At 61.1% G+C, this 21,794-nt stretch carries 13 protein-coding genes and 3 pseudogenes; 10 read left to right on the forward strand and 6 right to left on the reverse strand.

Annotation, left to right across the window (positions count from 1 at the left end; all coding sequences use genetic code 11):
* Positions 1-132: 132 nt before the first annotated feature.
* The 6 genes and pseudogenes from EXW71_RS00810 to xylB all read left to right on the forward strand — a co-directional run.
* Positions 133-1,311 (forward strand): annotated as a pseudogene (locus EXW71_RS00810) (pyridoxal phosphate-dependent aminotransferase); the annotation flags it as partial.
* A gap of 259 nt (positions 1,312-1,570) precedes the next feature.
* Positions 1,571-3,103, forward strand: coding sequence for a sugar ABC transporter ATP-binding protein (locus tag EXW71_RS00815; RefSeq protein WP_134657199.1), 1,533 nt, complete (start codon positions 1,571-1,573; stop codon positions 3,101-3,103).
* Positions 3,096-4,073 carry a ribose ABC transporter permease gene (locus EXW71_RS00820; protein WP_134657200.1) on the forward strand — a complete coding sequence of 326 codons (978 nt, stop codon included), beginning with the start codon at positions 3,096-3,098 and terminating at the stop codon, positions 4,071-4,073. Before EXW71_RS00815 ends, EXW71_RS00820 begins: the two co-directional genes overlap by 8 nt.
* Positions 4,074-4,107: 34 nt before the next feature.
* Positions 4,108-5,040, forward strand: coding sequence for an ABC transporter substrate-binding protein (locus tag EXW71_RS00825; RefSeq protein ID WP_123718281.1), 933 nt, complete (start codon positions 4,108-4,110; stop codon positions 5,038-5,040).
* A 22-nt stretch (positions 5,041-5,062) separates the two neighbouring features.
* Complete coding sequence (locus tag EXW71_RS00830; protein ID WP_134657201.1) at positions 5,063-6,064, forward strand: LacI family DNA-binding transcriptional regulator; 1,002 nt, start codon at positions 5,063-5,065, stop codon at positions 6,062-6,064.
* Positions 6,065-6,071: 7 nt separating this feature from the next.
* Complete coding sequence (gene xylB, locus EXW71_RS00835) at positions 6,072-7,571, forward strand: xylulokinase (RefSeq protein WP_134657202.1); 1,500 nt, start codon at positions 6,072-6,074, stop codon at positions 7,569-7,571.
* Here the strand turns inward: xylB and EXW71_RS00840 are convergent.
* Positions 7,540-7,980, reverse strand: a complete 441-nt coding sequence (locus tag EXW71_RS00840) for an Lrp/AsnC family transcriptional regulator (protein WP_123718284.1) — start codon at positions 7,978-7,980, stop codon at positions 7,540-7,542. The two genes, xylB and EXW71_RS00840, sit on opposite strands and share 32 nt — an antisense overlap.
* Before the next feature lie 109 nt (positions 7,981-8,089).
* Between EXW71_RS00840 and EXW71_RS00845 the strand changes: the two genes are divergently transcribed.
* Positions 8,090-8,998 (forward strand): DMT family transporter, encoded by a 909-nt coding sequence (locus EXW71_RS00845; RefSeq protein WP_134657203.1) that lies wholly within the window; start codon positions 8,090-8,092, stop codon positions 8,996-8,998.
* Between the two features lie 118 nt (positions 8,999-9,116).
* A complete protein-coding gene (locus EXW71_RS28905) occupies positions 9,117-11,423 on the forward strand; it encodes a hypothetical protein (protein WP_256657062.1) in 2,307 nt (768 codons plus the stop codon).
* A gap of 64 nt (positions 11,424-11,487) precedes the next feature.
* Here the strand turns inward: EXW71_RS28905 and EXW71_RS00855 are convergent, their stop codons facing one another.
* Together EXW71_RS00855 and EXW71_RS00870 are read right to left on the reverse strand one after the other, a co-directional pair.
* A complete protein-coding gene (locus EXW71_RS00855; RefSeq protein WP_134657204.1) occupies positions 11,488-13,476 on the reverse strand; it encodes a U32 family peptidase in 1,989 nt (662 codons plus the stop codon).
* Between the two features lie 503 nt (positions 13,477-13,979).
* Entirely contained in the window at positions 13,980-14,360 is a 381-nt protein-coding gene (locus tag EXW71_RS00870) for a RidA family protein (RefSeq protein WP_134657205.1), read from the reverse strand.
* Between the two features lie 185 nt (positions 14,361-14,545).
* On the opposite strand from EXW71_RS00870, the pseudogene EXW71_RS29280 reads away from it, so the two are divergent.
* Positions 14,546-15,313, forward strand: a pseudogene (locus EXW71_RS29280) (PAS domain-containing protein); the annotation flags it as partial.
* 114 nt (positions 15,314-15,427) lie between these two features.
* A pseudogene (locus EXW71_RS29285) lies at positions 15,428-15,901 on the forward strand (methyl-accepting chemotaxis protein); the annotation flags it as partial.
* Positions 15,902-15,947: 46 nt separating this feature from the next.
* Here the strand turns inward: EXW71_RS29285 and EXW71_RS00880 are convergent.
* The 3 genes from EXW71_RS00880 to EXW71_RS00890 form a co-directional block, all read right to left on the reverse strand.
* Positions 15,948-17,270, reverse strand: coding sequence for an OprD family porin (locus EXW71_RS00880; protein ID WP_134657207.1), 1,323 nt, complete (start codon positions 17,268-17,270; stop codon positions 15,948-15,950).
* Between the two features lie 376 nt (positions 17,271-17,646).
* Positions 17,647-18,516, reverse strand: a complete 870-nt coding sequence (locus tag EXW71_RS00885; RefSeq protein WP_134657208.1) for an oxaloacetate decarboxylase — start codon at positions 18,514-18,516, stop codon at positions 17,647-17,649.
* Between the two features lie 206 nt (positions 18,517-18,722).
* Positions 18,723-21,791, reverse strand: coding sequence for an efflux RND transporter permease subunit (locus EXW71_RS00890; RefSeq protein WP_134657209.1), 3,069 nt, complete (start codon positions 21,789-21,791; stop codon positions 18,723-18,725).
* Between the last annotated feature and the right edge of the window lie 3 nt (positions 21,792-21,794).

A 21,794-nucleotide genomic window follows, 5' to 3' on the forward strand; every position in this document is an offset into this window, starting at 1 on the left:
TGTTTCCACTCGCACGCCTGGGCTTCACTCTTGTGCATTTGAGCGACTGTCGAGTTTGATCTATGTTGACCGCATCCTTGCGTTTGCACACAGACGCTCCAGCGCTTTTTCTACTTGAAGAGAGACTCAGGCATGCGGTTTTCCCCCTTCGTTAAGCGAATTGCAGGGCAGGGCGTGGCTGCCTGGGACATTCACCATGCCGCGTTCGACGCCGCCAGCCAGGGCGAAGACATCATCATCCTCAGCGTCGGCGACCCTGATTTCGCCACGCCATCCTTCATTACCGAGGCCGCCGTCGGCGCTTTGCGCGAAGGGGATACCCACTACACAGAGATCCCCGGCCGCCAGACCCTGCGCGAGGCCGTAGCGGCGCGCTACAGCAAAAGCCTGTCGCGCGCCCTGGGCGCCGAGAACGTCATCATCGTGCCCGGCGCGCAAAACGCGTTGTTCATCAGTTCACTGTGCCTGCTGCAGGCCGGGGATGAAGTGCTGGTGCTCGACCCGATGTACGTCACCTACGAAGCCACGCTCAATGCCAGCGGGGCGACGCTGGTGCGGGTACCGTGTTTGCCGGAGTCGGGGTTTCGCCCGGATGCGCAGGCGCTCGCCGCCGCGATCACCCCACGCACCCGGGCGATCTTCTTTTCCAACCCGAACAATCCCACTGGCGTAGTGCTGGACCGCCAGGAGCTGCAAGCCATCGCCGACCTGGCCATTGCCCATGACCTGTGGGTGGTGGTCGACGAGGTTTACGAAAGCCTCGTGTTCGACGGCCACTACCACAGCCTGGCCGCGTTACCGGGCATGGCCGAGCGTTGCATCGTGATCGGCAGTTTGTCCAAGTCCCATGCCATGACCGGTTGGCGCATCGGCTGGATCATCGCCGCGCCGCAGATGGTCCTCCACGCGCAAACCCTGGTGTTGAGCATGCTCTACGGGTTGCCTGGGTTTGTGATGCAAGCCGCTACGGCGGCGGTGTTGGCCCATGATGACGTGACCCACAGCATGCGCGAGATCTACCGGCGTCGACGGGATTTGGTGGTAGCCGGGCTGAGCGCTTGCCCGGGCATCAAGGTGCAGGCCCCTCAAGCCGGCATGTTTGTGCTGGTGGATGTCCGTGGCACCGGCCTCAGCTCACTGGATTTCGCCTGGCGATTGTTCCGCGAAGCGGGCGTGTCGGTCCTCGATGCGGCGGCTTTTGGCGAACCTGCCCAAGGGTTTGTGCGCTTGTCCTTCACCCTTGGCGAAGAGCGTCTGGCCCAAGCGTGCCGACGTATCGCAGGCTTTGTGGCCAAGCTGGCCGATGAGCCCCCGGCATTTGTCGGCAAGCCCCAGGGTTCGGTGGCGGCCACGTTCAAAGGTGCGTGATTACCCGACAGCACTGTGAACGGTTGCCGGCCCGTAGGGGCGGCTTCTGGCCGTTCAATATTGCAGAAATTGCACTTTTTGCGCTTGATGAAACGTTTAACCAAACGATAAACGGCACACGCAAGCGCTTGCGTAAGGAAATGTATCTGATCTAGAGTCGGGGCTATTCAACAACAAAAATAATAAATCCAGGAGCTCAGCCATGAGCCTTGATCCCTTGCTTGAGATGCAGGGCATCAGCAAAACCTTCAATGGTTTGCGGGTGCTCAAGAATGTCGGCCTGAAGGTCTACCCCGGGGAAATTCATGCCCTGATGGGTGAGAACGGCGCCGGCAAGTCGACCCTGATGAAAATTCTTTCCGGCGCTTACCAGGCCGATCCAGGCGGTGAAATCCGCATCGACGGCCAGCCCGTCGCCTCCTTCGACCCCGCCACCGCCAAGAACCTCGGCATCGCCGTGATCTACCAGGAACTGAGCCTGTGCCCGAACCTGAGCGTGGCCGAGAACATCTACCTGGGTCGCGAACGCCGGCGTGGCTGGACGATCGACCGCAAGGGCATGCAGGCGGGCTGCGTCGAGGTGCTGCAACGACTGGGCGCCGAGTTCAAACCCTCCACCCGCGTGAGCAGCCTGTCGATTGCCGAGCGTCAACTGGTGGAAATCGCCCGTGCGCTGCATGCCCACGCCAGGATCCTGGTGATGGACGAACCCACCACACCGTTGTCGTCCCGCGAGACCGACCGCCTGTTCGCATTGATCAAACAACTGCGCAGCCAGGGCCTGGCGATCATCTACATCAGCCACCGCATGGCGGAAATCTATGAGCTGTCGGACCGGGTCTCGGTGCTGCGCGACGGCCAATACATCGGCGAATTGACCCGCGAGGCGCTGTCGGCCGAGGTGCTGGTAAAAATGATGGTGGGCCGCGACCTCTCGGGCTTCTACAAGAAGGAACACGCCGCTTATAACCCAGGCGATGTGGTGATGCGCGTGCGCGACATGGCGGATGGCAAGCGCGTGCACGCTTGCAGCTTTGACTTGCACGCCGGCGAAGTACTCGGCATTGCCGGGCTGGTCGGGGCAGGACGCACGGAGCTTGCGCGGCTGATCTTCGGTGCCGACCCACGTACCAGCGGCAGCCTTGAAGTGGTCGGCAAAACCGTGACTCAACTGCGCACCCCGGCGGATGCCATTCGGGCCGGCGTGGTGTACCTCACCGAAGACCGCAAGGCCCAGGGGCTGTTCCTCGACATGAGCGTGGCCGACAACATCAATGTCTGCGCCTGCGTACCGGATGCCCGCGCCGGTGGCGTGCTTGATCGCGGCCGCGCAGCACAGCGCTCTGCCGATGCGATCAAGTCACTGTCGATTCGCGTGGCGTCGGGCAAGGTTAATGTCGGCGCGTTGTCCGGCGGCAACCAGCAGAAGGTGCTGCTGGCACGGCTGCTGGAGGTCAAGCCGCATGTGCTGATCCTCGACGAACCAACGCGGGGCGTGGACATCGGCTCCAAGTCGGAGATCTACCGCATCATCAATCAACTGGCGCTGGCGGGGGTGGGCATCGTGGTGATTTCCAGCGAGCTGCCGGAAATCATCGGCACCTGCGACCGCGTGCTGATCATGCGCGAAGGCGAGTTGGTGGCCGAAGTCGGCGGGGCTTCCGGCCACGCCATTTCCCAGGAACGTATTATTGACCTCGCCACTGGTGGCGATCAGGTGGCTGCCCATGGCTGAATTGACGGTTACAACAACGGATAAAACCGAACGCGTGCGTGAGTTGATGCGCACGGTGGGCATGTTGCCGGTGCTGGTCTTGCTGCTGGTGGGCTTTGCCCTGGCCAGCGAGAACTTCCTCACCGTGCAGAACCTGTCGATCATTACCCAGCAGGCTTCGGTCAATGTGGTGCTGGCGGCAGGCATGACCTTTGTGATTCTGACGGCGGGTATCGATTTGTCGGTCGGTGCGATTCTCGCCGCATCCGCCGTGGTCGCCTTGCAGGCGTCGATGTCGCCGCAGTTCGGCATGTTCGGAATCGCCGCCGGTATCGGTTTCGGGTTGTTGCTCGGACTGGTCAACGGCGGACTGATTGCCTTCATGCGCCTGCCGCCGTTTATCGTCACCCTCGGTGCACTCACCGCTATGCGTGGCCTGGCACGTTTGCTGGCGGACGACAAGACCGTGTTCAACCCCGACTTGCCGTTCGCGTTTATCGGCAATGACTCGATCCTCGGCGTGCCGTGGCTGGTGGTGATCGCCGTGGCCGTGGTCGCGCTGTCATGGTTCATCCTGCGCCGCACGGTGATGGGCGTGCAGATCTACTCGGTGGGCGGCAACCCGGAGGCGGCTCGGTTATCGGGAATCAAGGTGTGGAAGGTGCTGCTCTTTGTCTATGCAATGTCCGGCGCACTGGCCGGGCTAGGCGCGGTGATGAGCGCTTCACGCCTGTTTGCCGCCAACGGCCTGCAATTGGGCCAGTCCTACGAGCTGGATGCAATCGCCGCGGTGATCCTCGGCGGCACCAGTTTCACCGGTGGCGTCGGCACCATCGGCGGCACATTGATCGGCGCGCTGATCATCGCGGTACTCACCAACGGCCTGGTGCTGCTGGGGGTGTCGGACATCTGGCAGTACATCATCAAGGGGATTGTGATCATCGGCGCGGTGGCGCTCGATCGTTATCGCCAGTCCGGTGCGCGGACCTGATTTCACTCACACAACAATCACAAGAGAGACCGGCATGAACTTCAAACGAGTGTTTCCCGTCATTGCCTTGGCTGCCCTGATGTCCCAAGCCGTCGAAGCCCGCGAGCTCAAAGCCCTCGGCATCAGCATGGGCTCATTGGGCAACCCGTATTTCGTGACCCTGGCCGACGGGGCCACGGCCCAGGCCAAGGCGATCAATCCCAGCGTCAAGGTCACCTCGGTGTCGGCCGACTATGACCTGAGCAAGCAATTTTCCCAGATCGATAATTTCATTTCGTCCAAGGTCGACTTGATCCTGCTCAACGCCGTCGACCCATCGGCCATGGCGTCGGCGATCAAGAAAGCCCGTGACGCCGGGATTGTGGTGGTGGCGGTGGATGTGGACGCCAAGGGCGTGAATGCGACCGTGCAGACCGACAATGTCGAAGCCGGCAAGCTGGCCTGCCAGTTCCTGGTCGACAAGCTTTCGGGCCAGGGCAACGTCATTATCCAGAATGGCCCGCAGGTCACCGCCGTGACCGACCGTGTCAAAGGCTGCAAGGCGGCGTTGGCCTCCGCGCCGGGTATCAAGGTGCTCTCGGATGATCAGGACGGTAAAGGCTCGCGCGAAGGCGGCTTGAACGTGATGCAGGGTTACCTGACGCGCTTCCCGAAAATCGACGGGTTGTTCGCGATCAACGACCCGCAGGCCATCGGCAGCGACCTGGCGGCCAAGCAACTGAAACGCAGCGGCATCATCATCACTTCGGTGGACGGTGCGCCGGATATCGAGAACGCGTTGAAGAGCGATACCCAGATCCAGGCGTCCGCCAGCCAGGACCCGTGGGCCATGGCCCAGACCGCGGTGAATGTGGGCAACGACATTCTCAATGACAAGGCCCCGGCCGAAGCGGTGACCCTGCTCACGCCGAAACTGATCACCCGCGACAACATCAGTACGTACAGCGGCTGGTCGAGCAAACATTGATCGACTGAGAAGGGGCAGCGTCGTGGTCACCATGGATGACGTGGCAAGCCGGGCGGGGGTGTCGACCTCGACCGTCTCCCACGTATTGAACGGTACGCGCAAAGTCAACCCGAGCACGGTGCAGGCGGTACAGCGCGCCATTCAGGAGTTGGGTTATATCCCCAACACCCTGGCGCGTTCCCTGGCCCGCTCCAGCACCAGCACGATTGGCGTGGCGATCTCGGCGCTGTCCAACCACTATTTCAGCGAAACCGTGCACGCCATTGAAACCGAGTGTGCCAAGCACGGTTACATGATGTTGTTTGTCGACACCCACGATGACCCGGAGCAGGAGCTGCGCGTGGTCACGGCGCTGCATCATCGGCGGGTTGACGGGATGGTGCTGGCGCCCTCGAACGGCTCCAAGGCGCTGGACTATCTGCGCGCCAACCAGATTCCCACGGTGCTGGTGGACCGCATGATGAGCACGCAGTTTGACCAGGTCGGGGTGGAGAACGCCCAACCGACCCAGGCCCTCATTGAACACCTGATCGCCCATGGCCACCGCCGCATCGGCTTCATCGCCGGGCGCGAGGGCTTCAGCACCACGGATGAACGGGTGGCGGGTTATCGCGCCGCATTGCACGCGGCAGGGCTGGCGTTTGATCCGCAATTGCTGGTCAATGGCGGCTCCAACACGGAGCCGGCGCGCAGGGCCACGGCGCAGTTACTGGGTTTGGCGGCGCCGCCCACAGCGATCATGGCCGGTAATAACTTGATGACCCTGGGCGCCATGCATGCGTTGCGTGACGCGCAGATTGAGGTGCCGGGGCAGATGGCCCTGGTAGGTTTCGACGATTTTGACTGGGCGGATTTTTTTGTGCCGCGCCTGACCTTGATCGCCCAGCCGGTGCAGGCGCTGGGCGCACGTGCGGTCGACCTGCTGCTGCAACGCATGGCTGCGCCCGACGCACCGACCCAGAGCGTGCGGATGGCGCCCACCCTGCAACTTCGTCATTCATGTGGCTGTATTGGATTGGAATAACCCCCGTATGAGCAATCCTGTTTCCCTCGGCATAGACCTCGGCACCTCGGAACTCAAGGCGATCCTGATGGACGCCGATGGCGTCGTGCTGGCCCACGCCGGCGCGCGCTTGAGCGTGTCGCGGCGTCACAGCGGCTGGTCCGAACAGGCGCCGCAAGCGTGGTGGCAGGCCTGCGTGCAGGCGCTTGAGCAGTTGCGTGCCCATGAAGCCTATGCCCGCGTGGCCTGTATCGGCCTGTCGGGGCAGATGCACGGCGCGGTCTTGCTCGGGCAGGACGACCGCGTGTTGTACCCGGCGATCCTGTGGGATGACTCACGGGCCGTGGCCGAGGCCGAACAACTGGGCAGCGATTTTGCCGAAGTGACCGGCAGCCTGCCCATGGCCGGGCTGACCGCCCCCAAGCTGCTGTGGCTGCAACGCCATGCGCCTGAGGTATTCGCGGCGATTGATTGTGTGCTGTCACCCAAGGATTACCTGCGATTGCGCTTGAGTGGCGAGCGTATCAGTGACATGTCCGATGCGGCCGGCACGCTATGGCTGGACGTGGCGCAGCGTGAATGGTTTACCCCGATGGTGCGAGCCACGGGCCTGACGCCGCAACAGTTGCCCAGACTGGTCGAAGGCGGTGCCGCGAGTGCCTGGTTGTCGGCGGCGACGGCGAGCGAGCTGGGGCTGCCACCTGACGTGGTGATCGCCGGCGGCGGCGGTGACAACCCGGTAGCCGCCGTGGGCATTGGTGCAATCCACGCCGGCGACGGTTTCATCACCCTGGGCACCAGCGCGGCCATTGTCGCAATCACGGATCACGCAGCCGGCAACCCGGCTAGTGCGGTGCACAGTTTTTGCCATGCCTTGCCCAATCGCTGGTACACCATGGGCGCCATGCTGGCCGGGGCGAGTTGCCTGCGCTGGGTCACGCGGTTGACGGGCCTGCCGGATGAGCAAGCCTTACTGGACCAGGTCCAGGCGCAATGGCCGATCCAGCAGCCCGTGCCCGTGGATATGCCGCTGTTTCTGCCGTACCTGGCGGGTGAGCGCACACCCCACAACGACCCGCTGCTGCGCGGCGGCTTTATGGGCCTGGGTCACGACTGCACACCCGCCATGCTCGGTTACGCGGTGATGGAAGGTGTGGGCTTCGGCTTGCTGGATGCACTGCACGCGGTGCAATCGGCCGGCGCCCAGGTCGAGCGCTTTGCCTTGGTCGGTGGCGGGGCACGCAGCGAGTATTGGGCACAGCTGCTGGCCAATATTGTGCAGCGGGAAGTCTTCACGCTGCAGGGTAGCGAATTGAGCGCGTGTATTGGGGCGGCGAAGCTGGGGTTCCTGGCGATAGGGCAGGGCGACAAGCTGTTGGAGACCGGCATGCCGGTCAAGGCGCGGTACTGGCCTGACCTGACGCGACAGCCGCTGTTGAGCCTGCGTTATCGCAAGTTCCAAGGGTTGCTGGCGGCCGCCAAGGGGCTGCATAGCGTCAATCAGCCAAAGGCGGCAAACGTCGTTTGACCGGCGTTTTCTTGACGATGGCCGTGTTGGTTTCGGCATAGGCGTTGAGCCGGTCGAGCAGGGTGTCCAGTTGTTCCATGGTGCGTACGTGCAAACGGGCGATAAAGCAGTCATCACCGGTGACCTTGTCGCACTCGGTGAACTCGGGAATGGCCTGGATCTGCCGCTCCACTTCCTGCAATTTGCCGGGCAACGGGCGGATACGCACGATGGCTTGCAGCAGGTAGCCGAAGTGCCTGGGGTCGATGTCGACGGTGTAGTGCGTCAGTACGCCGCGTTCTTCAAGGCGGCGCAGGCGTTCGCCGACGCTGGGCGATGACAGGCCGGTGATGCCCGCCAGGGCCTTGAGGGACAGACGCGAGTCGTCCATCAAGGCGGCGATCAGTTGCTGGTCGATGGTGTCAATCATGAGGTTGGCCTAATAAGTAAAGGTGAATGGGGTATTTCGCCTTTTTTAGTCGCTGGAGCCGCCATCAAGCAGATTGCCATAATTGAGCCTCACTTGAGGAGCCTCAATCATGGATACATCCCTGCGTCGCGGGCCATGGGAAATGGTCGCCGCCATGCTGATTTCCGGCACCATCGGCTGGTTTGTGCTGGTGTCCGGCGTATCGGTCATCGAAGTGGTGTTCTGGCGTTGCGTGATAGGTGGGCTGACGCTGTTGCTGGTGTGCGCATTACTCGGCTATTTGCGCATGGACTTGCTCACCTGGGCCAAACTCGGGCTGGCAATGCTCAGCGGCGTGGCCATCGTCGGCAACTGGCTGCTGCTGTTCGAATCCTATTCCCGCGCCTCCATCGCCATCAGTACGGCGGTGTACAACGTACAACCGTTCATTCTGGTGATGTTGGCGACGGTGTTTCTCGGGGAAAGGATCACCGTGCAGAAACTGGCATGGTTGAGTGTGGCGTTCCTCGGCATGCTGGCGATTGTCAGCGCCCATGGCGAGCAACAGAGCGGCGGCGGTGATTACTTGACGGGCATTGCCCTGGCCTTGGGCGCGGCGTTTTTATACGCGGTTGCAGCGCTGATCATCAAACGGCTGAAGGAAGTGCCGCCACATTTGATGGCATTGATCCAGGTCATCACCGGCGCAGTGTTACTGGCCCCGCTGGTGCCCTGGAACAGCCTGCCGACAACGGGTAATGCGTGGGCGGCATTGGCGACCCTCGGTGCGGTGCATACCGGTTTGATGTATGTGTTGCTTTACGGCGCGATCCAGAAACTGCCAACGGCGATGACCGGCGCGCTCTCGTTCATTTACCCGATTGCGGCGATTTTCGTCGACTGGATTGCGTTCGGGCATCGCCTGGGCTGGCTGCAATGGTTGGGGGTGGCGGCGATTCTGATGGCTGCGGCGGGGTTGCAGCGGGGCTGGTGGTGGCACCGGAAAACCCATGCTCGAATGAAAAGGTGTGATGTGTAGGCCTATCTCTCACGAAGAGATGGAACAGATTCCTACGCAAGCACCACACAGGGTGGCGGATACCAGGCTGCGGGTTCTAACGCAGCCTCGAGAAAATTCCTCACCATGATGATCAACGATGAAAACCACCCTGTTAACTTTTCCAACCCCTGACTACCTGGCCGGGCATGTTCAAGCGGTAGCAGGCCCCAGCAACACCCGTCACGTGCGCGCGGCCGACTCTGCTCCAGCGGTAAAGCCTGAGTTGGCTCAGGCTCCGCCGACGCTGGGCAAAAATTCCATCCGCTGGGTGAATTTCCAGCACGGCGTCAATCTGGCCGAAGCCATCGAGCCGGGCTCGTCGAAGCGGATGACCCAGGAAGAACTGATCGCGTTGCCGGGGAAAATGAGTGCCACGGCCGTGACGCACGAGCAGGCGCTTTTCCTCGCCGCTGCCCGTGTGGGGCCAGCGTTGGAGTGGGCCGTGGCGAATGGAATCCTCGAGGAGAAAACCGAATATTCTCAGGCGGACATTCAAAAAGCCGTTGCCGCACTGGATAAACAGCTGGAGGTCATGGCGGGCGCCGTGAGCAGCCTGTCGACACCCATGCCGATGAGGAAGGACTATTTCATCGGCACGCAGCAGGTGTCCCCCATCAAAGGCCATGCCGACCCGGCTAACCCAACCTACCCGGTGGCGCGGTACGACGACAAACAGTTCGGTGAAGACTTCAAATCCGATCTGGCGACCAAGAAAGCCGCTTACGCCACGATCATCCAACACGTGCTCTCGACCCTGGCCGTGCCGGACCAGATTGCCATCGCCCAGGGTGAAGTCGGCGTGTATGCACTGAAGTCACCGGGCAAGGACGGCGAGTTCGAGCGCCGTACGTTCTTGCTTAAAGCCGTCCATAAGGGCAAGACCACCGTGTATGAGGTCTACCCTGAACAGGGGACGGTGGTTAAACGGGATGACTGTATCGGTGTATTCCAGGGCAACAGTGTCATCGGCAAAAAACGCCTGCCCGACGGTAATTACTCCGAGACGTTCACTGCCTGGGAAAAGCCAAATATTCAAGGCACTCAGTTCCAGGCCAAAGTGGACAAGGGGCCTGGTGCGCAGCCGGACAACACGCCTTTTTCCGCGCAGCTTTACACGCTGGAGCCCCTGGGGGTATTTCCCCCGCCTGTTCAAAGCGCGACACACCCCTCCAGCCCGCAGGCACTCTTTCAGGAGCGCAACCGGCAGATATCAACGGTGGTCGGTGAGAAGTTGTTTTATAGGAGCGATCTGGACTTGCTGCACTGGGCACAAGAGGACCCGGAACGCGTGACTGAGGCCGAGAAAAAGGACAGGGCAAACTATCAGGTATTCAAGGAACAAAGGGAAAACCGTCGCGAAGTGCTTAAAGGCTTTGTGCCTTTCTGGCACGGGGTCGAAGCCATTGTTGCGGGGCGCCCGATAGAAGGGCTCGCGCAAATATGGATCGATATTCTTCTAATGGTGCTGCCGGTCGAAAAAGCTGCTGCCGGTCTGGTAGAGGGTGGCATCCGCCTGCTTAAACCGGTCATTCCGAAATTCCTGAAACCTTCGGGCACCTTTGCCGGTTACACCTTCAACCCTGGCGCGGCAGGCGTCGCATGGGAAGGCGGTGTGCAGGGGGTGAAGTGGGCACCCAATAGCTCGAAGTCTGTAGCCACGGGCATCAACCAGTTCAAGTTCAACGCCACGCCTTTGTCCAGGGCCGGTTCGGGCATGCGCGAGATTGAGTACAACGGTGCCCGGTACTTTGCTGGTGCCAAGCCTGACGCCGGCGACAACGTGCACTATGTGCTGCGGGTACCCGACCCGAAAGACCCGACGCGGCTTGTGAGCAGCGGCATCATCGCCAGGCCGGACGAAACAGGCGTCTGGGCCAGGCGCGGGGTTAAAGGCGGTGAGCGCTCGGGCGCAAAGAAAGGGGAGGCATCGGAGGCAGGCTCGAAAGGTCGGCTCAAGGCGCCCGGCAACGCTGCAGTGAATCAGCGGTTGGTGAACCATCCACATTGGCAATCGGTGGTGGATTCGGGCACGTACAACGGGCAGCCCGTTTATATTCACTACACCAGCAAGGAAGGCGCAGAAGCGATCACCCGGCAGTTGAGCATCAACGATGCCTCGCGTGAAACCACGCGCGCGGGGGCAAAAGGCGGAGTGTACGTTAACCCTCCGGGCCAGCAATTCAATGGGGAGAATGTCGAAACCCTGTTGTTCCTGGGTAACAAACGCTATGAAGGGCGAGGTGACTACATGGTGATCTTCAGCACTGACCAGGTGCCGACGAATCTAGGCCCTGTCACCGCAGGCAGCCCGTTCGTTGAGTTGAAGTTTCAAAAAGGAATAAAACTGACAACGTCGAACTTTGTCTACGCAGGGCCCAACACGTTTGCAAACTACTTTGGTTGAAAGCCTCTGAACCCCCAGGCGTCGGTTTCTTCCGACGCCTGGGGGTTCATCTCGCCGGTTTGACTCAGTGCGGTGCGCGCGGAATGGTCTTGAGCAAGTCATCCGGGCTGATGTGACCGACCACACTGCCAGGCTGCGGCAGGCCGAGGATATGCCCCTTGATCTTGCCCACCACGTGCATCTCGCACGGCTTGCAATCGAACTTCAGCGTCAGCACTTCATCGCCATGGATCAATTGCATCGGCGCTACCTTGGTCTTCACGCCCGTCACACCTTTGGCCTGTTTAGGGCACAGGTTGAACGAGAAGCGCAGGCAGTGCTTGGTGATCATCACCGGCACTTCGCCCATTTCTTCGTGGGCTTCGAAAGCCGCGTCGATCAGCTTTACGCCGTGACGGTGATAGAAATCACGGGCTTTCTGGTTGTAGACGTTGGCCAGGAACGACAGGTGCGCTTCCGGGTACACCGGCGGCGGCGAGGTTTCAGCCTTGCGCCCGCCGCGTGGGTGAGCGGCAACGCGAGCGGCGGTCAGCGCTTCGATCACTTCGCGGCGCAATGCCTTGAGCTGCGAGTTGGGGATGAAGAACGCTTGCGGCGCATCCAGCTGGATGTCGGTGGCGTGGTACTCGGTGGTGCCCAGTTGGCCGAGCAGGTCACGCAAGGTCTCCAGTGCCTGTTCCGGCTTGTTGGCCACGCCGAACGGGCCGGGCAGGGTGACGCTGGCGCTGAGGCCTTCTTCGCTGGTGGCGGTGACTTGCAGTTGGTCCTCACGCAGGCGTGCCACCCACGACAGGCCGATACGGCGCTCGGCCGAGGTCTTGAGCAGTGCCTGTTGCCAGTTATGGTCCAGGTTACGGTTCAGCGGGTGGTTGGGGCGCAGTTGATGCAGACCGGCCGGCATTTCATTCGGTTCGACGCGGTAGCGGTAGCGCTTGGCACCGTCCTCTTCGAACTCGCCTTTAGGCTCGGCAATGTTGGCGCGAAAACCGACCACTTCGCGTTTGACCAGCACATTGAGGCCGTCACCGTTGGACAGCGGCTCATGGGTCACGACCTGCAGGTCGCGCTTGCCGGCTTTTTCCACCACGCCGACCGGCAGGCCGGTGAAGGTTGGGGTGTCGAAGGCACCGATGTCGATCTTGCGATCGCTGACGAAGTAATCGGTGCTGCCACGGTGGAAGGTTTTTTCCGGGTCGGGCAGGAAGAAATGCGCGGTCCGGCCACTGGACGCGCGCGCCAGGTCCGGGCGGTCTTCAAGAATGTCGTCGAGGCGCTGGCGGTAGTAGGCAGTGATGTTTTTCACATACCCCATGTCTTTGTAGCGGCCTTCGATCTTGAACGAACGTACCCCGGCCTCCACCAGGGCACGCAGGTTGGCGCTCTGGTTGTTGTCTTTCATCGACAGCAGGTGCTTTTCAAAGGCCACGACCCGGCCCTGATCGTCCTTCAACGTGTAGGGCAGGCGGCACGCCTGGGAGCAGTCGCCACGGTTGGCGCTGCGGCCATTCTGCGCGTGGGAGATGTTGCACTGCCCGGAGAATGCCACGCACAGGGCGCCGTGGATGAAGAACTCGATGGCGGCATCGGTTTCGTCGGCGATTGCACGGATCTCTTGCAGGTTCAGCTCACGGGCCAATACCAACTGGGAGAAACCGGCCTGGTCGAGAAACTTGGCGCGGGCCAGGGTGCGGATGTCGGTCTGGGTGCTGGCGTGCAGCTCGATGGGCGGAATATCCAGCTCCATCACCCCCAGGTCCTGCACGATCAGGGCATCGACGCCAGCGTCGTACAACTGATGGATCAGTTTGCGCGCAGGTTCCAGCTCGTTGTCATGCAGGATGGTGTTGATCGTGGTGAACACGCGGGCGTGGTAACGCCGGGCGAATTCCACCAGTTGAGCGATATCGCTCACTTCGTTGCAGGCGTTATGGCGCGCGCCGAAGCTTGGGCCGCCGATGTAGATGGCATCGGCGCCATGCAGGATAGCCTCGCGCGCGATGGCGACATCGCGGGCAGGGCTGAGCAATTCCAGGTGATGCTTGGGCAAGGACATAGTTTTTTTAGTCAGGCTTGTCACGGTTGAGGCGCGCATTGTAGCCGTGAAACGCCGGGCGGGCACCTACCATAGGGCTGGTGTGTAAACCACAATCCCTGTGGGAGGGGTTTGCTCCCTCCCACAGGGGGTTACGCGGCGTGCAGCACTCCAGCGCTCTGTCGGCCAGGGTTTTGGCGCTGTCGATCAGGTGTTCAGTGGCGCCGGCCATCTGAAACTGATCACTGCTCAGTGCCTGGCGAGTGGCGGCTGCAGCGACGGAGCGAAGGCTAGCCAGTGAAGTGAGCAGGCGCAAGGCGGTGGGATTGTCTAGGAAACGTCCTGCAAATTAAAGGGATATGACTTGCTGGCCTTTAACAATGCATGTCACCCACGCGGCACAGCTCGAGTGAGGGGGCTTGCTCCCGATAGCGGCTGGTCAGTCAGCTCATTTGCGACTGATGCACCGTCATCGGGAGCAAGCGCCCCCCATTGGGATCCCGCGTACTTTATCGGGGGGCTGCTCAGGCCTTGGCGGCCATCGCGGTGACTTCGACGCGCATGCCTTCTACGGCCAGGGAGGCAACGCCAACGGCCGCACGCACCGGCCATGGCTTGGCGAAAAAGCGTTTGTAGACCTCGTTGAACGCGGCGCGGTCGGCCATATCCGTCAGGTAAATGGTCAGGTGCATCACCCGGTCCATGGAACTGCCGGCCTTCTCCAGGGCGACTTTCAGCGCTTGCAGGGTGCACTCGCTTTGCAGGGTGATATCGCCCAGTTCCAGGCTGCCGTCGGCGCGGGTCGGAACCTGGGTGGAAACCAGGATGCCGTTGAAGCCGACGACGTCGGAGGAGATCGAATCGGCATCCGGATCGGGGGTAAAGTTCAGGTCGTGGTTGGCCATGATGTGCTCGGGTCGAGGAAGGGGGGCGCCAGTCTAAACACTGGCGCTGCACAGGTCACTTCCATGGGATTAATGAGCAAATACTTGGCGTCAATTAATAATTATTTTCTGCGCCTCAAGTCGCTATTTTTTTGCCGATACTACACTCAAGCACCAGTGAAACAGCGCTCGAGTGAGGGTACGTCATGTTCAATAAAGCATTGAAAACAGAACTGGCGGCCAGGACGGCCGAGGTGGCGCAATACAAAGGGTTGTTCAGCGCACTCGAACGCTCCATGGCAGTGGTCGAATTCGACCTGACCGGCAGAGTGCTGCGTGCCAATGAGGCGTTCCAGGCGACCATGGGATACAGCGCAGACCAATTGGTCGGCAAGACCCATCGTGATTTTTGCCTGCCTGAATTGACCGGCAGTCCCGCGTACACGGCGTTCTGGAATGATCTGAGGGCCGGTAAATTCGTCTCGGGTACTTTCAAACGTGTGGACTCCCACGGCAACACTGTCTGGTTGGAGGCCAGTTACAACCCCGTGCTGGATGTAAAGGGCCAAGTGCTGAAAGTGGTCAAGTACGCGCTGAACGTGACGCAAAAAGTCGAACAGGAAGCCGCCACCCGCAGCAGGCTGGTTGCACTGGACCGGGCGATGGCGGCTATCGAGTTCGATTTGAACGGGGTGGTACTCGACGCCAATGACAACTTCCTGCAGGTGATGGGGTATTCACTGCCGGAACTCAAAGGCAAACACCACCGCATGTTCTGCGAGCCGGCACTGGTCAACAGCAGTGAATACAGCGACTTCTGGCGCCGGCTGAACAACGGAGAGTTTTTTACCGGACAGTTCAAGCGTATCGGCAGAAATGGCCGTGTGGTGTGGTTGGAGGCCAGCTACAACCCGGTGTACGACGGCGATGGCAAACTGATCAAAATCGTCAAGTTCGCCAGCGACATCACCGAGCGCGTGGAGAAATTCGAGGAAGACTCACGCGGCGCCTCACGGGCCTATCATATTTCGTCGGAGACCGAGCGCTTTGCCGAGCATGGCACCGAGGTGATTCAAGAGACCGCCGCTGAAATGCGCCGCATCGCCGATAATATCGGTGCCTCGGCACGGCTGGTCGGGCAGTTGGGCGATCGCTCCGAGCAAATCACCGCAATCGTCAATACCATCCGCGGTATCGCCGACCAGACCAACCTGTTGGCGCTCAACGCCGCCATCGAGGCGGCCCGCGCGGGCGACCAGGGCCGTGGCTTTGCGGTGGTGGCCGACGAAGTCAGGCAACTGGCGGGGCGGACCAGCCGCTCCACGGCGGAAATTGCCGAGATGATCGGCATGATCCTGTCGGAAACCCGCGATGCGGTGTCCAGCATGAACGCGACCCAAGAGGGCGCACAGCGCGGCGTCAACCTGGCGGACCAGGCCGGCTCGGTAATTTTGCAGATCCGTACCAGTACCGGCGACGCCGTACGCGCGGTGAGCATGTTTGCCTCGAAACTGGACGAGTCCGAAGTCATTCCTAAAACAGCCGTCGGTTGGGTCGGGTAGTGCCTGGGTACCGTCCGGCCACTTGGCTGGCCGGTGCATTCAGCGGCTACAGTAGGGTGAACGGGTAATCGACGATCACCCGCAGTTCATTCAACTTCCCATCGCCCTGATCGGCGTTGGATGAAACCATGGCGTCACGTATGCGAAACGACAGGTTTTTCGCCGGGCCGCTCTGCAGTACATATTTGGCCTCCACATCGGTCTCGTGGTGGTCACCCTCGGCGCCGTAGTCGCCGGCATAGGCACTGTTGGCCGGCGTGTGCGTGCCATTGATGTCCGAACCGTTGACGTAGCGGGTCATGAAGCTCAGCCCGGGGACGCCGAAGCTGGCCATATTCAGGTCGTAACGGATACCCCACGACTGCTCGCCCGGGCCGTTGAAGTCACCCCACTGTATCGAGTTGGCCAGCAGCACCGAATCGCCGCCTTCGCCCGCGCCATTGTTACCCGTGCCGATGTAGTCGAACGGTGTGTCGCCATGCACTTTCTGGAACGACAGCGTCAGGGTGTGGGCCGCCAGGAACGAGTAGGCCGCGGCAACCGAGTAGGTCGTGTTGTTGATCGCCCCGGCCTTGGCGCTGCCGGTGTCGAGGGTACGGTACAGGTTGCCGTCCAATGCCAACGACTGGTCATTGCCCAGCGCAATGACGTAGTTGAGGTTGGTGTAGTACTGGCGCCAGATATCTTCCAACTCACCCGCATACAGCGTGGCGCTCAACGACGGTGTGAAGGTGTATTTGCCACCGACGAAGCTCGCACTGTTGGCCGCCACGTTGGCGTAGGTGGCGTAGATATCGTGGTCATGGTTGCTGGTCATGCCGCTGTTGGTGCTGGTGAAGTGCCCGGCTTCCAGGTCGAGCCCGGCGATCTCGCTGCTGGTCAGGTCAAAACCGGTGGCGGTCTGCGGCAAAATACGCGTACCGCCGGTAGCGAAGACGGGGGCGGTAGGCTGCATGTCACCGAATTTCAGCTGGGTCTTGGAGACCTTGAGCTTCACCGCTGCGCCCACTGAACCGTAGCCGTTTTCTGGGTCGCCATGACGGTCGGTCGGCAGGTCACCGGTGCCTGCATCGGCGTGCGTAGCGTCGAGCTTCATCGCGCCGTAGGCATAGGCATCCACACCAAAACCAATGGTGCCCTGGGTGAAGCCAGAGGCGTAGTTGAGCATCGCGCCCTGGGTCCAGTCGCGGTTGTCAGCCTTGCCGCTTTGGCGATCGCGGTCAAAGTAATAGTTGCGTAGCAGCCCGGTGAGGCTGCTGCCTTCGATAAACCCTTTGGAATCCGCCTGGTCGGTAACGGACTCGGCAAAGCTGACTTGGCTGATACTGACACCTATCGCCAGCGTTAACAGGCTCCACTTTTTGATCATGTTCTTATTTCCCCGGAATAATGAACGCGCACAGTTACACCGCACTTTATTGAAAAGGTGTACAGGTTTTATGGGCAGGTATTTCAGGTGAGCGCAGTGCCGTTTTTATTGTGTTCGACGTGTTTGTCGAGCTTGATTATCAGCAGATTTTTCGCGGCGCGCAGCCCTGTGCGGGATTAAACTCGATTAATTAAACTTCACATTATTTAATCGGTTACGGGTGTAGCGTGGTCAGGGTCTTAGCCGCTCTGCTTCGACAAACCCTTTGGTTTTCCGCCGCAGGTTCTGCGGCGGATTTTTTATATCCGCTTAACGTAGACGCAGGGTATTGCAGCGCCAACGATGAATGAAGGCAATCTGTGTGCGCCGCTGACGGTTACTCTTTCACATCCATGAATTTTTCAGCCCACGCTACATAGCTTTCCGGCAGCGTGTAGGTATGCGTCAGCTCGGTGGCACTCAGGTTCGAGGTGCTGTGGGTCAGCTTACGCTGGGCGCGCAGGCTGTCGTAGGTGGCCTTGATCGACGCAAAGTAGGCGCCATGGCCGGCCACCACGACACGCACGCCCAGGCTGGCGAGGCGCTCGCTGTCGTTGAGCTGGGGATTGCCGTAGGTCACCAGCATCAACGGCACCGTGAGGTTCGCCGCGATCTGCTCGAGGTGGGCGAAGTCTTTGACACCGACCATGCAGATGCCATCGGCACCGGCTTTTTCATAGGCCTTGGTGCGTTCGATAACGTCTGCGGTCGGCAATACACCGGCGTTGGTGCGGGCGATGATCGACAGTTCCGGATCGACACGCGCCTCAAGCGCCGCCTTGACCTTGCCGATGCCTTCTTCGATGGAGATCAGGTCGGTGGATTTGCGCCCGAACTGCGCCGGCAGCAGGGTGTCTTCAATCGTCAGCGCCGCGACGCCGGCACGCTCGAGTTCCTCGACGGTGCGCATCACGTTCAGGGCGTTGCCATAACCGTGGTCGGCGTCCGCGATAAAGGGCAACTGCGCCACGCGCCCGATACGGGTCGCCTGTTCAACGAACTCACTCAGGGTGATCAGCGCAAAATCGGGGGCGGCGAGTACCTGCAACGAAGCGACCGAGCCACCCAGGATACCGACCTCGAACCCCAGGTCGGCCGCGATACGCGCGGACATGGGGTCGAAAACCGAGGCGGTTTCAACGCACATTTTCTTGGCAAGCAATTCACGGAAGTTGCGGCGCAACGCTGAGTGAGAGATTTTCGGCATGTTCTTTCCTGGCTCTGTCGTCTTCAGTGACGATCAATGTCTATTCATGGTGGCGCGAGATTACCATGCAGACGGGCCGGGCATTATGACGTTTGAGCATGAGGTAGGCGCCGCCAACATGGGGCACCAATTTGGGGCGTAAATTCGGGAAAATCGGACACGCCTCCACGGTTTGCGCGAGACGTGTCATTTGCCCTGCGGAAGAGTCACGGAGCGTTCGCCGGCGCTGCCTCCTGCAGCGATTGCCCCGCGTCGTGAGCGTGCGTGGCCCCCATGAACATGTACATCGCCGGCACCATGAACAGGGTCAACAGCGTGCCGATCGACAAGCCGGCGAAGATCACCAGCCCCATGTCATGGCGCCCCGCAGCCCCGGCGCCGGAAGCCCACACCAGGGGCACCACGCCCAGCACCATCGCTGCCGTGGTCATCAGGATCGGGCGCAGGCGCACGGCGGCCGCTTCTTCAATCGCCTCACGCTTACTGTGGCCGGCGCGCTGCAACTCATTGGCGAACTGCACGATCAGAATCCCGTGCTTGGTGATCAACCCCAACAGCGTCACCAGGCCAACCTGGGTGTACACGTTGATCGAGGCGTAGCCCATGGTGATGAAGGCCAGCGCACCGAAGAGCGCCGGTGGCACGGAGAACAGGATCACCACCGGGTCGCGGAAACTCTCGAACTGGAACGCCAGGGCCAGGTAGACGATCAGGATCGAAAACATCAGTAAGCCGACGAAACCACCCGACTCCTGCATGAACTGCCGCGACTCGCCGGCAAAGTCCGAGGTGTAGCCGGAAGGCGCAACGTTGTTGAGGATTGTGTTCAGTTTCGCCAGCAGTTCACCCTGGGCCACACCGCTGACGCCGCCCAGCGTCGCCGAGTTGAGTTGCTGGAAGTGGTTGATCGATTCTGGCTGGGTCGAGGTCTCGATATGCGCCACCGTGCGTGCCGGGATCATGCTGCCTGTGGGCGTGCGGATGTAGTAATCGAGAATCTGCTCGGGGTTGAGACGGTTGACCTGCAACACCTGGGGAATGACTTTGTACGAGCGCCCGGCGGTGGAAAAGTAGTTCACGTAGTTGCCACCCAAGGCGGCCGACAACGCCGCGCCCACATCGGCCTGGGTCATGCCCAACGCGGCAATTTTCTCCCGGTCGACCACCAGCCTGGCCTGTGGTTTGTCCAGTTTCAAGTCCATGTCGGCGAACCAGAACAACTGTTGTTTGCGGGCCTCGGCCATGACCGCTTGCGCGACTTCGTTGAGGTTTTCCACCGAGTCGGTGGTCGTGATCACAAACTGCACCGGCAACCCCTGGGCGCCCGGCAGGGAAGGCAACGGGAAGGCCGCGATGCTGGCGCCCGGTACCTGGTTCCATTTTTGCTGCAGGTCCAGAATCAGTTGGGCCTGGGAGCGCGTACGGTCGGCCCAGGATTTGAGCAGCACGCCGCCCAGGCCCTGGTTGAGTGCCGGCAGGCCGGTCAGTTGGAACATCTGCGCATATTCGGGTTCTTTGTTGGCGATCTGGAAGGCCTGGTCGGCAATGCGCTCCATCTGCTGGGGCGAGGCTGTCGGCGGGCCTTTGATCTGCATGAACACCAACCCCTGGTCTTCGGTGGGCGACAGTTCGCTCTTGGCGGTCATGCCACTGGCGGCGACCAGCAGGAACAAGATAAAGCCAAAGGTCACCAACACCGGCCAGACGTTCAGCCCGCCGGACAGCACGCGATGGTAGCGCTTGCGAAGCCAGTCAAAGTAATGGTCGAGGCGACGGGCGAAACGGCCTTCCTCCTGGCCGGGCTTGAACAGTCTGGACGTCATCATCGGCGAGAGTGTCAACGCCACCACGGCCGACACGGTCACGGCGCCCGCCAGCGAGAAACAGAACTCCTTGAACAGGGCGCCAGTGAGGCCGCTGCGCAGCCCGATAGGCACATACGCAGCCACCAACACCACGGTCATCGCAATGATCGGCCCGCCCAGTTCGCGCGCCGCGATCAGCGCGGCTTCCAACACGCCTTTACCTTCCTCCTTGATATGGCGATCGACGTTTTCCACCACAATAATCGCGTCGTCCACCACCAGCCCGATCGCCAGCACCAGGGCAAGCAGCGTCAGCAAGTTGATGGAGTAACCCAGCAGGTACATGACGAAGAACGTGCCGACCAGCGACAGCGGAATCGCCACCAGCGGTACGATCACCGCGCGGAACGAACCGAGGAACAGGTAGATGACCACCGAGACGATGATCATGGCTTCGACCAGGGTCTTTACCACCTCATAAATCGACGTGTTGATGAACTCGGTGGAGTCATACACGATCTCGCCGCGCACCCCGCTGGGCAATTGCGATTGCAGCTCGGGGAAAGCCTCGCGCACGCTGTCGGCGACCGTCAGGATGTTCGCCGTGGGCGCCGCTTTGATGCCGATGAATACCGAGCGCTTGCCGGAGAATGCCACGCTGCTGTCGTAACTTTCGGCGCCAAGCGTCACGGTGGCCACATCCTCCAGGTACACCAGCGCATCGCCGTTGTGCTTGATGACCAGGCGCTTGAACTCATCCACCGTGTGCAAATCGGTGCCGGCCGTCAGGTCGATCGTCACCGATTGCCCACGGGTCGAGCCCACCGCAGACAAGTAGTTGTTGTTGGCCAGGGCGGTGGACACGTCCTGCGCGGTGACGTTATGCGCCGCCAGTTTGTCCGGGTCGAGCCAGGCGCGCAGGGCGAACTGGCGACCGCCGAGAATCTCTGCGGTTTGCACACCCTGGATCGAATCGAGCTTGGGTTTGACCACTCGCACCAGGTAGTCCGTGATGTTGTTGGTGGGCAGCGTGTCGCTGTAGAACCCCAGGTACATGGCGTCCGTGGTTTGCCCGACGGCCACCGTCAGCACCGGCTCCTGAGCCTGGGCGGGCAGTTGGTTCTTCACCGAATTGACCTGGGTATTGATCTCGGTGAGGGCTTTGCTCGCGTCGTAGTTCAGCCGCAGGGTGGCGGTAATGGTCGAGACGCCGGTAATGCTCGATGAGGACAGGTAGTCAATGCCTTGGGCCTGAGCGATAGCGGCTTCCAGCGGCTGGGTGATAAAGCCTGCCACGGTGGACGCGTCCGCACCGTAGTAGGCGGTGGTGATGGTGACCACGGTGTTTTCGGTGCGCGGCCACTGGTTCACCGGCAGTTCGAAGATCGAGCGCAGCCCCAGGATCAGGATGAACAGCGAGACCACCACGGCCCAGACCGGCCGGTGGATAAAGGTATCGGTAAGTTTCATGGG

It is taken from the genome of Pseudomonas sp. BCA17, assembly GCF_004519405.1.
In the GTDB taxonomy this organism is placed as follows: Bacteria; Pseudomonadota; Gammaproteobacteria; order Pseudomonadales; family Pseudomonadaceae; genus Aquipseudomonas.

Bases quoted from the DNA above. Each gene is read 5' to 3' on its own strand.
- EXW71_RS00815 (WP_134657199.1), top strand. From the start codon at position 1,571: ATGAGCCTTGATCCCTTGCTTGAGATGCAGGGCATCAGCAAAACCTTC.
- EXW71_RS00820 (WP_134657200.1), top strand. From the start codon at position 3,096: ATGGCTGAATTGACGGTTACAACAACGGATAAAACCGAACGCGTGCGT.
- EXW71_RS00825 (WP_123718281.1), top strand. From the start codon at position 4,108: ATGAACTTCAAACGAGTGTTTCCCGTCATTGCCTTGGCTGCCCTGATG.
- xylB (WP_134657202.1), top strand. From the start codon at position 6,072: ATGAGCAATCCTGTTTCCCTCGGCATAGACCTCGGCACCTCGGAACTC.
- EXW71_RS00840 (WP_123718284.1), bottom strand. From the start codon at position 7,980: ATGATTGACACCATCGACCAGCAACTGATCGCCGCCTTGATGGACGAC.
- EXW71_RS00845 (WP_134657203.1), top strand. From the start codon at position 8,090: ATGGATACATCCCTGCGTCGCGGGCCATGGGAAATGGTCGCCGCCATG.
- EXW71_RS28905 (WP_256657062.1), top strand. From the start codon at position 9,117: ATGAAAACCACCCTGTTAACTTTTCCAACCCCTGACTACCTGGCCGGG.
- EXW71_RS00855 (WP_134657204.1), bottom strand. From the start codon at position 13,476: ATGTCCTTGCCCAAGCATCACCTGGAATTGCTCAGCCCTGCCCGCGAT.
- EXW71_RS00870 (WP_134657205.1), bottom strand. From the start codon at position 14,360: ATGGCCAACCACGACCTGAACTTTACCCCCGATCCGGATGCCGATTCG.
- EXW71_RS00880 (WP_134657207.1), bottom strand. From the start codon at position 17,270: ATGATCAAAAAGTGGAGCCTGTTAACGCTGGCGATAGGTGTCAGTATC.
- EXW71_RS00885 (WP_134657208.1), bottom strand. From the start codon at position 18,516: ATGCCGAAAATCTCTCACTCAGCGTTGCGCCGCAACTTCCGTGAATTG.
- EXW71_RS00890 (WP_134657209.1), bottom strand. From the start codon at position 21,791: ATGAAACTTACCGATACCTTTATCCACCGGCCGGTCTGGGCCGTGGTG.